This window comes from Pseudodesulfovibrio piezophilus C1TLV30, from assembly GCF_000341895.1.
GTDB classification, from domain to species: domain Bacteria; phylum Desulfobacterota; class Desulfovibrionia; order Desulfovibrionales; family Desulfovibrionaceae; genus Pseudodesulfovibrio; species Pseudodesulfovibrio piezophilus.
Genome location: NC_020409.1, coordinates 2933838 through 2947745, shown reverse-complemented (window position 1 = coordinate 2947745; position 13908 = coordinate 2933838). Strand labels below are relative to the sequence as shown.

Sequence of the window (13908 nt, the reverse complement as noted above, 5' to 3'; positions counted from 1 at the left end):
GGGGATTCCATGTATTCGTCAACATGAACGGGAAATGCCTTGGCCTGACGACATTTTCGTTCAGGCCGTTTTCATTCTTCCAACTCTTATCGTCTGGCTTCCACAGTCATCCCCGGCTTGAGTTGATACTCCTTGCCAAATATTTCCACAGGGACAACCTTGTCACCCTTGTGATAGGCAGTCATATTTACCCTGTCCTGATCAATGACGAGGTCAAACCAGATACTCTGCCAAATGAAGCTGAACCGCATTTCCCCCCAATGTTCGGGAAGATCCGGATCGACCTTCATCGGGGTCGAAGACATGTTCAGCCCGGCGAAATCCTGTTTGATAACCTCCAATGTCCCGGCCATCACACCAGTATGTATCCCTTCAATTGTCGTCCCGCCCTGCGTATCCTCGATATCGCTGTGCATGGCCTCCATGAACCAATCCCAGCAGATATCACTGGAATAGATATATTTGGCGATAACCGCGTGAACGACCTTGGACAGGGTCGACCCATGGCTGGTGCGTTGCTCATAGAAATCATAATTTTTCTTGAGCAAATCAAGTGGGTTTTCCACTGCATAGCCAAGCTGCTCAAGGATACGAGCGACCTCTTCCGGTTCCAGAACATACCAGGCCATCAACGTGTCAGCCTGCTTTGCCACCTTGTAATGATCCGGCGAATCCCCTTCGGCCTTGAGGATTCGATCCATTCGATGAATGGAATAGAAACGTTTGCGGTACCCCTCCCAATCAAGCTCATCCAGTTCCATATACCCTTCAAATTGACTGACGATTCCATCGTCTGTCAGTATAACGTTGAGCTTGGTGAGCATGTCTTCCCACTTGGCAATTTCCTCATCGCCAAGTCCAATCTTTCCGACAACATCCTTGCGGGCCTTGGGAGGCAACTCCTTGAGAATCATCAGAGCCTTCTCAAGCAGCCAGACAACCATTATATTCGTGTACGCATTGTCCTTGATACCATGTTTATCACTCCCGGGAAGCGCTTCATGAAACTCGTCCGGCCCCATGATCCCTTCTATATGATATTTGTCGGTTTTTGCGTCATATTCGGCAATTCCACCCCAGAAGCGAGCTATATCGAGCATCATCTCAGCCCCATAGTCCTTAAGGAAGGATTTGTCGCCGGTCCAGGACACATAGCGCCATGCATTGACAAAGACTGCGATGGAAACATGACGCTGATTCCGGGACAAATCCGGGTCCCATTGCTTGGACTCGGGATTGTAATGCACTTCCTGCGTCTCTTCAGTGCCATCATCCGCAGTCTGCCATGGATACATGGCACCGATGTACCCATTTTCCCGGGCATATTCCCTGGCCGCATCAAGACGATTGTACCGATACATCAACAATGCCTTGGATATATCCGGAAAATTGGAATCAAAGAATGGCTGAATATATAATTCATCCCAGAAGATATGACCACGATACGCCTCTCCACTCAGGCCACGGGCAGGCATTCCAGCGTCCCGATCCACATTGTGCGGACTGGCCGTAACCAGCAGATGATAGATATGCAAACGAAGCACACGCTGAACAAAACGGTCGCCAGTCACGCGAATATCGGCTTTCTGCCACAGCGCCTTCCAGCTCTTGACATGAGGTCCGTAAACGCCCTGGAAGGTTCGGACCTTGGCCAGACTATCGAGGCACATTTCCTTCAAATCACCTGGGGTCTTATCCAGCGATGTCCGAATGTAGACAAATTTCTCCAGTGAATATCGATTATTGGCCTTGGCTGAGACTTTCATCTCTTCCGAGACCTTGGCTCGCTCCTGCACAACTTCCTTACGCACATTAAGAGCTTTTCCATCCTCCAGAAGGGTCACTTTGGAAGCCATGACAATCTGATAACGCGAATGAGTTGTCTCCATATGAAGGAATATTCCATCCGGCGCCTTTCCACCGGAAACCCTCGCCAAGTGATGCGTATTCAAGGCTGAATACCGCGCCACTCCACCATTCTCGACATTACCGTCCAAAGATGAACGGAAAGTTATCTTGGCTGAATAATTGAGTGGAGTCAGGTCAAACTTGAGCGCGCAAAGATGCGGGTCAGCCATGGATGCGAGCCGATATGAAGAGATGCGGGTAATGCGTCCCACTTGATCCTTGACCACGAGATCTCTCTCCATGGCTCCTTCGCGCATATTGAGCTGGTGGGAATAACTCAATATCTCCATTGATAACGGACTGAGGAATTCACCATTCCCTATCTTGAATTCCACAGGCAACCAGTTTGGACAATTGACAAAATCATTATTCCAGACATCCTGACCATGCACCTTGCTGGCAGTCTTGTTGAAAATTCCCGAAATATAGGTTCCAGGGTAGAAATTGAAGGAAGCCTCCTCGGCTTCATAGGCTCCCCGAGTTCCAAGATAACCATTGCCAACCGTTGTCAGAGTCTCCCGCAATTTCTCATCACCCGGATCAAACCCGGAATAGGTCAGGAACCACTCATCGGTTGCCATACCGGTTTCAAACCATTCAAGCAGGTCGTCCACCGTGATTTCACCCAGATCGGAAACCACAAGATCCGCCCCAAACCGCAAAAGCATTTCACCCTGCACATTCCGGGCGACACCGAGTGTCAGGCCGAAGTTTCCTGCGCAACCGGCCTGCACCCCGGAGATGGCATCCTCGACCACCACGCATTCACCTGGATTCAGTCCCAGATTCCGCGCAGCAGCCACAAAAATATCTGGATCGGGTTTTCCTTTCAGTTCATGCTGAGCCGAGAAGACACCATCAACCTGTGTCTCAAAAAGATCTTGCAGGCCAGCCAACTCCAAAACAAGCTGGCAATTTCGACTTGACGTCGCAACACCAACCCGCACTCCCTGCTTTTTCAATTCATGGATCAAGTCCACGGAGGACTGAAAGACCTCCGGGCCTTCCTTCTGTAGTATCTCCTGATACAATGCATTCTTGCGATTGCCGATACCGCAGATGGAATCGAGACTTGGCGGGTCATCGGGGTCTCCGGGGGGAAGCCTGATACCCCGCGACTTCATGAAGCTGAGTACACCTTCGAACCGAGGTTTGCCGTCAACATAATTTTGGTAGTCATTCGTCCTGTCAAAAGGTTCGAATGGGACGTTCTTTTCCTCGGCAACCTGTTTGAGGTATTCATTGAAAGCCGTTTCCCACGCTTGCGCATGCACGCTCGCTGTCCGGGTGATGACTCCATCCAAATCGAAAACGACGCCTTTCAGTGTAATTGCAGACACGGTCGCTCCTTAATGCTTGAATTGACTTGTCGAGATCATGGTTCAAGAGTTCCCATGATGGTCACCAGCATATCGGGCTCGGGCACAATGAGCGCATTGGCTGTCAGGCCGGAAATGCGTTTGGCCAAGTCCTTGTTTTCAGTCACGTATATTGCTCTTGTCTCGGGCGAGAGTTCCAGCGCCGCTTCCAGCATGGGAACATCGCTCCCTGTATCACCACAGATAAGATGGGGGCCACGAAACATCTCCAGGTCCAACTCGTCATTGAGGAATCTGACCCCGTCTCCTTTGTCAAAATCCTTGAGACCATCTCCAGCCGTTTCGATAGTCAGGATAATTTCCACATCCAACCCGGTGTCTTCAATTCTGAAATTGACCTGATCCGGGTCCAAATCATTCACTATATCTTTGAGCATTTCCAAAAAAGCCTTTGATTCGACTTCGGGAATGGAGTGGCCTATGTCCTGCCGGGCGATCGTTGACTGTCCGAACTTGAATTGCAGGCCGGACCCGATAAGCGTAAATTTTTCATACTCGGAATTCTGTACCAATGACTCCAGTCGCTCATTAAGCACATCAATGGCGTTCTGCTTCTCGGCAGAAATAGCCAAACGCCGGGTCCGTCCTTCCAGATCCAGGCACTCGCGCCCTTTTGAAGCGGCGTAGTAGATTTTACCTTCGGGGTTCACGGAGATTTCCACCAGCCCCCCAAGAGGAGCGGAAGTGAGGATCACCGGACGACGGACATTATTGAGAGCGAACCGAGTCAAAAAGACTGCATTGTATATGGACTGAATGGAAGTCAGGTAGCGTGCACAATAATTATTGATGGTGCCGTCCCGATCCGTGATCAGGCAATTCAAATCAAGACCGTTCAACAACGAATGTCCGGCATCAATCATATCATCAAAGCCGGGGTGCAAATCAGAGAGAAAGTCCATGAATGTTTCTTCCCCTTCTTCAAGGTAGAAGATATCCTTCCTCAATTCATCGATTTCATAGTCCATTTCCAACTCAATGGTCCTGTCTCCCGTCAGCGAGAGAACCTGCTTCCCGTCAATCTCCGGGACATCATCCAAAGCAGTCAAGGCATGACTCAATGACTGTATCATGGAATCCGGCACAGTCCTTCCCTGAAGAATCTCGTGAACCGCCTGAGATCGGACAGCTCGAGTCTCTCCCATGAGCGAATAGAAATCCTTGAGTGTTTTCAATGCAACATGCTTGATTTCCGACATGACATCCCTTCCTAATAAGTAACCTGCACGGTGTATTCGACATGCATGGGCTTGCCGTCAGCCATAGGAGGAACTGCAAGGGCATATTCCATTGTCCCGGCATCGGGTCGTGTAAAATCCTTGCTGGAATTGATAATTTCCCATTGACCGGAAAATGTTTCCCGCAAAAGAATAGACTGGTTTTCCGGGCGACTATTCTGGATTTCGATATCCCATGAGACCTCGTACGAATTTTTTCCCAACTTCTTGAATTCTTTCTGTGTACGCCGAACGGTGACATCAAAAGCCGTGCCCAATGACAGCACAGCCTCGCCCCCGACCCCGACATGACCAATGCGGGACTCTCCGGCAAGCAACAGGTCCTCATCGGAAGTGGGCATGAAAACACGGACCAATCCGGCAGGCATGGGATGCCCTGCGCCTGCCTCAGCGGTATTGTGCATTGTCAGGGTCAGATCAACATTCTGATCAAGAGGGCCATTTCGAAGCCCATTCCCTGTGTGGTAGGTGCTCACAAGCTGTTGCTTGATGGAAACCTGTGGAGCGGAGAACAGATTGAATTGTTTGGTCCCGGAAGACGCAAGAGTGACTCTGCGCTCAAGAGAATAGACATGGTATTGGGAGAAATCCGCTTGTACCATTCCCTGAGGCGCTCCCGAAGCAGCCTCCATAACCATGGCAGACTTGAGCATGCTTCCTCGCCTTCCCTGCTCCCGATAAACCTCACCCGCAACCAATTTGAGAGCTGCGGCATTAAAGGCCTGTCCGGAAGTGTTTGTCAGCGTGGCCCAGGCATCCAAAGCTCCCTCAGTAGCAGCCTTATTGGTCACGAGCACATAATCTGCCTGCCAATTCAACCCGCTCATCAAATATTCCAGTTGCACATCACGCTTGCCAGCCAAAACAGCCTCGGTCGTCAACGTCAGGGACGGCTCATTACGAGAGCCTTTGGGCAGTTCAGGCAACATGATGACATCATAATCACCGAGATACACCTCATTGCCCACCTGAAAAACAGGACCATCCGTGTTTGAAAGAAGTGTCGCTTTGCGCAGGATACGAGCATTTGCATCGACAGGATCAGGCATGATCACATTCAATTCCTTCCCGATGAAGGCGTCGAGTAAACTTTTCCGGCTGACAGGCTGATAGTGGTATTCCACATCAAGAACACGCATGCCATCCGCTTCCGCTCTGATGGATGTCGGGTCCAGTGCCATGGGAACATTCTTGAAAACAACACTTGCCAATCCCTCAGGTAAAGTAACTGAACGGGATTCCGTGACCTGAGCACGCCCACTGTTGTATACTGCCAGGTCAGCACCTTCAGTGACAGCAGCCTGCACTTCAACTGAGAAACACACGAATGAAACAATGAGAGCAAAGCAAACCACGCGAGATATAAGACGAATCATTGATCCTCCGAATAAATGAACTGGATTCTAATGTGAACTGAATCATCCAAACCAACTCAGACATTACATTGGCCCAAGTTTTTTTGCAAAAGGTTAACTGTAATTATCAACTCGTATTACGTTATAATTAAGAAACATTCACCAGTTTTAAAACAAAAGCGCTGGGCATTCTCACAAATGAAACAACGTTTTTTGTCAGCCCTCTTTGACTGAATTGTCACTCGCCTTAACTCTAGATTTTTGCTAGAAGTGAGTCCAATATGAGAATTCTTATCGTTGATGACTGTCGCGCTACCGCGCTGCACATTTCGGAAGTCCTGAACCAGGCGGGTTTCCCGGATAGCATCGCAGTGCATGATTTTGAACAGGCCATGCAGGCACTCAACGACTCTCGGAAAACCGAAATTCCCATTGATCTCATTATCATGGATATATCTCTGCCCGGAACAGACGGTATTGCCGCCACTCTGACGATCAAATCGCAATATGAGTTTGAAGATACGCCTGTGATCATCGTCACCGCCCATGACGATGAAGCCTATCTGGATCGGGCTTTTGCTGCCGGAGCTTCGGATTATATCATCAAACCTCCCAGCAAAATCGAATTAAGAGCACGGATACGCTCCGCCCTCCAGTTAAAACGGGAAATGGCCAAACGCAGGCAACGGGAGCAGGAACTGCAGACGCTTGCCTATAAACTTGAAAAAATGACGAACCTTGACGGCCTGACAGGATTGGCGAACAGACGCTGTTTTGATGACACACTCGTCAAGGAATGGGTACGCAATGGGCGCCAGGATGTGCCCATGGCCCTGATCATGATAGATATCGACCACTTCAAATCCTATAATGACACACTTGGTCATGTTGATGGGGATACATGTCTCTGCGCCGTGGCAGCAGCCATCAAGAATGCAGTCCACAGGCCCGGTGACATGGTTGCCCGCTATGGCGGAGAAGAATTTGTCGTCATCCTCCCGGACACAGACTGCCGGGGAGCATCTGCCGTAGCTGAGACCATACATGCCAATTTGGCCCAATCGGGTATCAGGCATCCGCAGTCGTCGGTGAGTTGTGCCGTGACTGTTTCCATCGGAGTCGCCTCCTGTGTGCCCGCCTGTGAAACAACCCCTGAGAATCTCCTCCATGCTGCGGACAGAGCACTCTACCAGGCCAAGCAACAGGGCAGGAATCGAACGAAAAGCATGACTTTGCGTGGTCCAGACTCTCTCAGGCAATAACCTTTCTTTTTCTCTTTTCCTTTCGCCTGGCAGCAAGCAGAAGACAACAGTGGAGTTGCTCCTGTTCTTTTATTCTTCTTTTCCTCGACAAAACCCATACCTGCCAAGCCTTTATACAGGCCGAAAATTGTACAGGAAAAGATGAAAGGGAATAATGCCTGCTTCATTTGATATCTGCGTACGCAACCAAAAGCAGATTCCGCGAAAACCCTCAGCCTGACAGCTGCGTGTTTTTATTTAAAGACATGCCGAATCAGCAGAAAGACCAGAGCGAACTGAACGGTTTGGGGGAACCATTCAGCCCGCTCTCAACAGGGATGGGGTTGACGGGACAGGGAATCCGGTAGGGCCGGGCCCGCCATGGAAAATCATGATGTCAGGAAAGAAAATCTGCCTACCAATATTATCGGAGGAAATGAATGCTGAGATATGAACCGCAGCAGGGACACACCTTGACCGGAGACACAAGATTTTCATCTTTGAGGATAACTGCCTCCCAGGGGATGAAACCATCAAGGGTGTATTGAACTTTCAGCCTGTGACCGCACTTGCAAAATCGTTCCTGCATGACACTTCTCCTTGTATCGCGCTCTGGCGAATTTCTTATCGCTCCTGCCAACGTGTCTTAGTAATAAACAACCCCTCTTTATTTTGTCAACTTATTATTTACATTTTGTTGTCGTATTTTTTACATCCTCTATAATCTGCCTTTTTTACTGCACATTACATGAAGACGAAGTAGACAATTAGGACTCAGCAAAAACGTGGTTTTCATCTCGCCAGGCAAACCTTCCATGCTATGGACCATCAATTTCACCTTTTAGTGTACTAAAAGAGGCGAGCATACCCGCCTAAAAGAACCGAAGTTACGTGTCATTTCAAAAATAATTCTCAGTAATGACAACAAGAAAGCCCCGTGTGCACAGTCACACGGGGCTTTCTTGTCACAAGGGATTTTTCCCCTGACAGCCTTCAGTCGGATCAAAGAAACATATGAGACGACCCTGATTGAGAGGCTTACCGATACTCCCTGGATATCCAAAGGACCTTGCCTATAACTCGGACATTGTTCAATTCATCGCCGGATAAATGGATGGGAGCATAGTCCAGGTTATCACTTCGAAGCACGAGAGTTCCGGGCAATCGCTCCACCCGTTTGACCATCACCGTATCCTCCACACCGACAGCGTAAATACCACCAGACAGGACATCGGTACGGGATTCATCAATGAGGACCATGTCCCCTTCCTTGATCTCCGGCTCCATGGAATTTCCAATGACTTCCATCAAAACCATGTTTGACGGATTCCCCCGCGTATTCAGCCAGTCCGCACGAAATGAATAATATCCTTCCACTATCCCTTCGGTCTCGAAAGACCCGCCACCCGCGCACAAACGCGCCCGAACCTTGGGGACTTCCTGGTAGGCCTCCGGCCCTTCGGTCACCTCAGCCAAACACGTCTGACGAGGAAGCCCAACCCCCTGCTCAAGCCAAAGCGGATTCAGTTCATAGCGTGCAGCCAAATCCAGAATCCAGCGTGCCGGAACCGAATTTTTCCGTTTGGCAAGAGAAACAGCGGCTCTGCCTACTTCCAGTTCGCGAGCCAGTTGTGATTGATTTCGTATTTCAGTTTCCGAACACAGCCTCTTGAAGAACGTTTCAAATCCGTTACTCATTGTTGCGCCTTAGTTGATGAAATGTTGCTTTGTCTTAAATTGTGTTTACTATTATTACACACTCAAGTCAACCATACAAACTCAATAGAAGCTCATTGACGGGAAACATTTTTCCGGTACAAGATACTATTACTCATAATTCATGAATAACAGGAAGGCTCCATGCTCTCATTTATCGGCAACATAATCTGGTTTCTTTTCGGCGGCGTATTCATGGCGCTGGGTTGGTTTCTGGCAGGATGCCTCATGGCCCTCTCCATTGTAGGATTGCCATGGGCGCGGGCAGCTTTCAATATTGCAAAATTTGCTCTGATGCCCTTTGGCAGAACACTTGTCCGCCGCGATACACTGACCGGCAGAAGTGACATCGGCACCTCCGCTTTCGGATTCATAGGCAATGTCATCTGGTTCGTCTTTGCTGGCTGGTGGCTCTGCATCGGACACATCATGTCTGGGCTGGCCTGCTGCCTGACTATCATCGGAATCCCATGGGGATGGCAACATTTCAAGATTGCAGCGATTACCCTTGCCCCCATCGGCATGGCCGTTGTCCCCATAGCCCACGCAGAGCGCGCCCAGGGGATGAAATTATAATCCATTTATTGTTTGTGCAAAATCCGGTTTCTCTTGCCTCCTGTCTCAATCCTGCTTAACTATAAGCAACGCCGAATGACTCTTCGGCAAACTCTACAAAAAAATCCTTGGAGGAATACAATGAATCAGTATCCCAGCATGCAGCACTCGGCTGCCAAAGCCGAAGTCGTCAACGCTTTCATGCGAGGCGTGTATGGCTGGATGAGTGCCGGACTCGCTCTAACTGCCGCAGTCTCTTACGCAGTCGTCAACACCAGCTCGCTGCTCCAGATGTTCTTCAACGTCAATCCTTCGACAGGCGCTGTCAGCATGTCCACGCTGGTTTTTGTCCTGCTCCTGGCCGAAATCGGCATCGTGTTTTTCCTGAGCGCACGAATTCGGACACTCGCCCCTGGGACCGCTACCGCACTCTTCCTTGTCTACAGTGGACTTAACGGATTGACACTGACGCCCATACTGCTTGCTTACACAGCAGAATCAGTGGCTTCTACTTTCGTCATTACCGCCGGCATGTTCGGTGCCATGTCCTTGTATGGTCTGCTCACTAAAAAAGACCTGACAAGTTGGGGAAGTCTGCTTTTCATGGGACTTATCGGTATCATGATCGCCATGGTGGTCAATATGTTCATTCAAAGCTCCGCAATGGCTTTTGCCATTTCCGGCATCGGTGTCATCATCTTCCTTGGCCTCACAGCTTATGATACCCAGAAACTGAAGACCATGGGAGAAATGGTCCCGGCCGGAGACGAAGCAGCCATACGACGCGGAACTATTATGGGCGCCCTGACCCTCTATCTCGACTTCATCAATCTCTTCCTCATGTTGCTTCGACTCATGGGCGACCGCAGATAATCAATTCCAAGCGGGGAGGCTTCTCGCCTCCCCTTCTTACTTATGCCCGACTCCATCACCACGATACAGACTCTCCTTTCTCCGATGCTCAAGCCCCTGTCCTGGGGGTATGGGGCCTTGATGCGACTCAGAGAGAACCTCTATGGCTATGGACTTTTCACCGCATGGAAACCCACCCCTCTGACAGTCTCTGTTGGAAACATCGGCTGGGGAGGCTCCGGCAAAACTCCCATAGCAGGCTGGCTCCTTGACTGGGCAAAAAAAAACAACCTGCGCCCACTGCTCCTGACTCGCGGTTACAAGGCTAAACCCGTTTCCTACCCGTATAGAGTCCTCCCCGGAGCACTCCCGGAAGAAGCAGGAGACGAACCGCTCATGCTTGCCACGACACATCCCGAAGCGCATATCATTGTCGATCCTGTTCGAACGCGGGGAGGCAAACTGGGGGTCAGGCAATTCAAGCCCCATCTCATTGTTCTTGACGACGGATTTCAACACATGGCTGTTGCACGGGATTTCAATCTGGTACTGCTGCGGCCGGAAGATTTATCGACCCAATGGAATGCCGTTACCCCGGCAGGATCGTGGCGTGAACCAGTCTCAGCGCTCAAGCGTGCCGATGCTTTTATGGTGAAGGCCGGACCAGCCTATTTCAAACGACTGCTCCCTCTTTTCAAGGAACGTCTCGACCATCTGCACAAACCTTTTTTCAGCTTTCGAGTCGTGCCCACAAGTGTCAGTCAGATTATCGGCCCGGAGACTGCGGAAAACTTCGAAGGCGCAGGATACCTCCTGGTGACAGGTGTCGGCGACCCCGAATTGGTCAAGAGAACGGCCACACAGTTCCTCGGATATCCACCTGTCAGGCATATGATTTACAGAGACCACCACTCCTATACCAAAAGCGACATGCTCGAAATGCAGGCCACCGCACGAAAACTCGGCTGCAAGACAATTTTATGCACCCCTAAAGACGCAGTCAAACTCGGCCCCATGTGCAACGAAGCATTCTGGCAATTCGACCTGAGAGTTGAATTCGGGCCATCCTCGATCGGCGAGAAAGTCCGATTTGACACATGGTGGAACCGCCACCATGAGAAATTAAGCAAACGCCGACGTGGCGAAAAAGAAAAACAACATTCCGGGGAAAAAAGCCGTGGCTAAAAAGAAACGCCAACAACCAAGACCGTCCACTCCACCCCTTTCTCTTTCCCTCCTGCTCAAGCTCTTCAGAGAAATAAAACGTCCGCTTTCCCGAGCCGAAGTTGTTCGAGAGCTTAAGCTCAAGAAAAGAGACAAACCCGCTGTCAAAGAAATGCTCGCGGCCTTGGTTGAACAGGGTAAGCTCATTCGGATGCGCCGCGGCTACGGCCTGGCTGAATCTATGAACTGCGTAACAGGCCAGTTGGAAATCCAGCGCGGTGGATTCGGTTTCGTCATTCCCGAAGATTCCCGCCGAAAAGACATTTTCATCAATCAGCGCGATATCAACGAGGCATGGCATGGCGATAAAGTCGTGGCAGTCGTCATCAAGGAGAACAAGGGGCAGCGCAATAATGAAGGCCGAATAATCCGAGTGCTCGAACGGGGAAGAAAAACGCTCCCGGTCAAACTCTACAAAAAAATGCGCAATGGGGACTGGCTTTGCCGCCCCACTGATCCCCGCCTCGCTTTCGGTATCATGGCAGAACTTGAGGACCAGACCCTTGAACTCAAACAGGGTGACATCGCCTTATGCGAACCGGGAGAAAGAATCGATCCGACCATGTGGGAAGGAAGGATCACCTCATACCTCGGACCGGAATCCGATATTTCAGTGCAAGAAGCCCTCGTCAAGTCCAACCATACTATTCGACTTCGGTTCCCTTCCGGCTCGATAAGCCAGGCTGAGGCTCTTCCCAATGAGCCTGCCGAAAAAGATATCAGGGGCAGGAAGGATCTGACATCAAAACAGTTCATTACTATTGACGGCGCCACTGCCAAGGATTTTGACGACGCCATTCTTGTGGAGAAAATGCCGCGCGGCTACCGACTCTGGGTCGCTATCGCCGATGTTTCCCACTATGTGCCAGAAGGCAGCCCGCTGGATAAAGAAGCTCTAGAAAGAGGAAATTCCTACTATTTTCCCCAATCCGTGGAGCCGATGTTCCCAGAGCGTCTTTCCAATGGATTGTGCTCTCTCAACCCCAATGTCAAACGACTGGTCATGGTCGCCCGAATGGACACAGACGACAAAGGCGTGACTCGAAACACCAAAGTTTTCCCCGCAGTTATCGAAAGTCATGCCCGCCTGACCTATGGACAAGTCAAACTCGCCATTCTCGACAAGGAAGAGGATACTCGGGCCAAGATAGCCCATATCCTTCCCATGCTGGAGTTAGCCGAGGAACTGGCAAGGAAAATCAACACGCTTCGTTCCAGACGAGGCTCCCTCGACTTTGATCTGCCTGAACCGGAAATCCTCTTTGATGTCGACGGAGAAACAACAGACATCAGGCCAAAAAAACGCCACTTCGGGCACCAGCTCATCGAAGAATTCATGATCGCGGCCAACGAAGCGGTTGCTCACTTTCTGATTCAAAAAGACCTGCCATGCCTCTTTCGTATCCATCCTCCGGCTGATGAAGAGCGACTCAAAACCATGTTTCGACTGCTGGCCCAAACCGATAAAAGCATCACCATGCCCAAGGAGATGACCCCCAAGGCCATCCAGGCTTTGGTCGCTTCCCAAAAGGGGACAGACAAGGAATACATCGTCAACAGGATGCTCCTGCGATCCATGAAACAAGCGAAATATTCGCCTGAAAACGAAGGGCACTTCGGGCTGGCCTCAGAAGAATACTGCCACTTTACCTCTCCCATCAGGCGATACGCCGACCTGGTGGTTCACAGACTGGTCAAATCGGCCCTTTCCCTTGACGATACAAGCCAACCAACTTCTTCTATTCCAGGACAGAAACGACTCTTCAACATTGCCGAACAAATATCAAAGCGAGAACGCGCGGCCATGAATGCCGAGCGAGAAATCCTCAAGCGTGTCATGGTCCTCTTCATGCGCGACAAGGTCGGGGGAACATTTGGCGGAGTTATTTCCCACATCACCGACTATGGGTTCTATGTGGAATTGCGCGAAGTCATGGCTGAAGGGATGGTCCGGTTGTCAACTATGGATGACGATTACTACACCTACTGGGCCCATCGCGAAATGCTCGTTGGCGAACGCACTGGACAAGCCTTCAAGCTGGGTCAGACCGTGGAAGTGATCCTTGAAGATGTCAGCCTCGAAAGATTGGAGTTGAACTTCAAACTCAAGTCAGTGACAGGGTCAGCAAAAAACTACAAAGAACTCATTTAGAGGACAATCATATCCGAACTGTGCGCTCTCCTTTCATGAGAGATGCTGCATACCATATGACCTAACAATACGCCCAAGGACAGACGCTGTTCTTGGGCGTATTCACGGGATACGAAAAGTTCGAAGGAAGCATATGGAATGAGTGAAACGTACAAGGGGCGACCCGGTACATTTATGCCAAAGGAATCCCCGACAAACTCCCCGGCAAGGAATCCTTGGGGTTGACCCTTTTTTCGATACAGATCAGGAACGGGATGATTCAGCCCCTTATCGATACTTTCACATGAA

Annotated in this window: 10 protein-coding genes; 5 read left to right on the top strand and 5 right to left on the bottom strand. The window is 50.2% G+C overall.

Annotated features, from left to right (window positions below; translation table 11 throughout):
- Positions 1-86: 86 nt before the first annotated feature.
- The 3 genes from BN4_RS13765 to BN4_RS13755 are packed head-to-tail and all read right to left on the bottom strand — an operon-like array spanning position 87 to position 5901.
- On the bottom strand, positions 87-3248 hold the full coding sequence (locus BN4_RS13765; RefSeq protein ID WP_015416014.1) for a beta-phosphoglucomutase family hydrolase: 3162 nt from the start codon (positions 3246-3248) through the stop codon (positions 87-89).
- A 35-nt stretch (positions 3249-3283) separates the two neighbouring features.
- Complete coding sequence (locus BN4_RS13760; RefSeq protein ID WP_015416013.1) at positions 3284-4486, bottom strand: hypothetical protein; 1203 nt, start codon at positions 4484-4486, stop codon at positions 3284-3286.
- Between the two features lie 11 nt (positions 4487-4497).
- Positions 4498-5901: a DUF4139 domain-containing protein gene (locus tag BN4_RS13755; RefSeq protein ID WP_015416012.1), complete on the bottom strand. Its 1404-nt coding sequence runs from the start codon at positions 5899-5901 to the stop codon at positions 4498-4500.
- Positions 5902-6161: 260 nt separating this feature from the next.
- On the opposite strand from BN4_RS13755, the gene BN4_RS13750 reads away from it, so the two are divergent.
- A complete protein-coding gene (locus BN4_RS13750) occupies positions 6162-7142 on the top strand; it encodes a GGDEF domain-containing response regulator (protein ID WP_015416011.1) in 981 nt (326 codons plus the stop codon).
- A gap of 403 nt (positions 7143-7545) precedes the next feature.
- Here the strand turns inward: BN4_RS13750 and BN4_RS17950 are convergent, their stop codons facing one another.
- Both BN4_RS17950 and BN4_RS13745 read right to left on the bottom strand, forming a co-directional pair.
- A complete protein-coding gene (locus BN4_RS17950) occupies positions 7546-7710 on the bottom strand; it encodes a hypothetical protein (RefSeq protein ID WP_173399604.1) in 165 nt (54 codons plus the stop codon).
- A gap of 449 nt (positions 7711-8159) precedes the next feature.
- Positions 8160-8819 (bottom strand): LexA family transcriptional regulator, encoded by a 660-nt coding sequence (locus tag BN4_RS13745; protein WP_015416010.1) that lies wholly within the window; start codon positions 8817-8819, stop codon positions 8160-8162.
- Between the two features lie 162 nt (positions 8820-8981).
- On the opposite strand from BN4_RS13745, the gene BN4_RS13740 reads away from it, so the two are divergent.
- The 4 genes from BN4_RS13740 (at position 8982) to rnr (ending at position 13620) form a co-directional block, all read left to right on the top strand.
- The gene (locus BN4_RS13740) at positions 8982-9413 is read left to right on the top strand and encodes a YccF domain-containing protein (protein ID WP_015416009.1); all 432 of its coding nucleotides are present in this window, start codon (positions 8982-8984) and stop codon (positions 9411-9413) included.
- A 120-nt stretch (positions 9414-9533) separates the two neighbouring features.
- On the top strand, positions 9534-10265 hold the full coding sequence (locus BN4_RS13735; protein ID WP_015416008.1) for a Bax inhibitor-1/YccA family protein: 732 nt from the start codon (positions 9534-9536) through the stop codon (positions 10263-10265).
- Positions 10266-10307: 42 nt separating this feature from the next.
- Positions 10308-11429, top strand: a complete 1122-nt coding sequence (gene lpxK, locus BN4_RS13730; RefSeq protein WP_015416007.1) for a tetraacyldisaccharide 4'-kinase — start codon at positions 10308-10310, stop codon at positions 11427-11429.
- A complete protein-coding gene (gene rnr / locus BN4_RS13725) occupies positions 11422-13620 on the top strand; it encodes a ribonuclease R (RefSeq protein WP_015416006.1) in 2199 nt (732 codons plus the stop codon). Before lpxK ends, rnr begins: the two co-directional genes overlap by 8 nt.
- Positions 13621-13908: the final 288 nt, after the last annotated feature.

What these genes read in the sequence shown, in the direction of transcription:
- BN4_RS13760 (WP_015416013.1), bottom strand. Translation starts at nt 4,486, where the DNA reads ATGTCGGAAATCAAGCATGTTGCATTGAAAACACTCAAGGATTTCTAT.
- BN4_RS13755 (WP_015416012.1), bottom strand. Translation starts at nt 5,901, where the DNA reads ATGATTCGTCTTATATCTCGCGTGGTTTGCTTTGCTCTCATTGTTTCA.
- BN4_RS13750 (WP_015416011.1), top strand. Translation starts at nt 6,162, where the DNA reads ATGAGAATTCTTATCGTTGATGACTGTCGCGCTACCGCGCTGCACATT.
- BN4_RS17950 (WP_173399604.1), bottom strand. Translation starts at nt 7,710, where the DNA reads ATGCAGGAACGATTTTGCAAGTGCGGTCACAGGCTGAAAGTTCAATAC.
- BN4_RS13745 (WP_015416010.1), bottom strand. Translation starts at nt 8,819, where the DNA reads ATGAGTAACGGATTTGAAACGTTCTTCAAGAGGCTGTGTTCGGAAACT.
- BN4_RS13740 (WP_015416009.1), top strand. Translation starts at nt 8,982, where the DNA reads ATGCTCTCATTTATCGGCAACATAATCTGGTTTCTTTTCGGCGGCGTA.
- BN4_RS13735 (WP_015416008.1), top strand. Translation starts at nt 9,534, where the DNA reads ATGAATCAGTATCCCAGCATGCAGCACTCGGCTGCCAAAGCCGAAGTC.
- lpxK (WP_015416007.1), top strand. Translation starts at nt 10,308, where the DNA reads ATGCCCGACTCCATCACCACGATACAGACTCTCCTTTCTCCGATGCTC.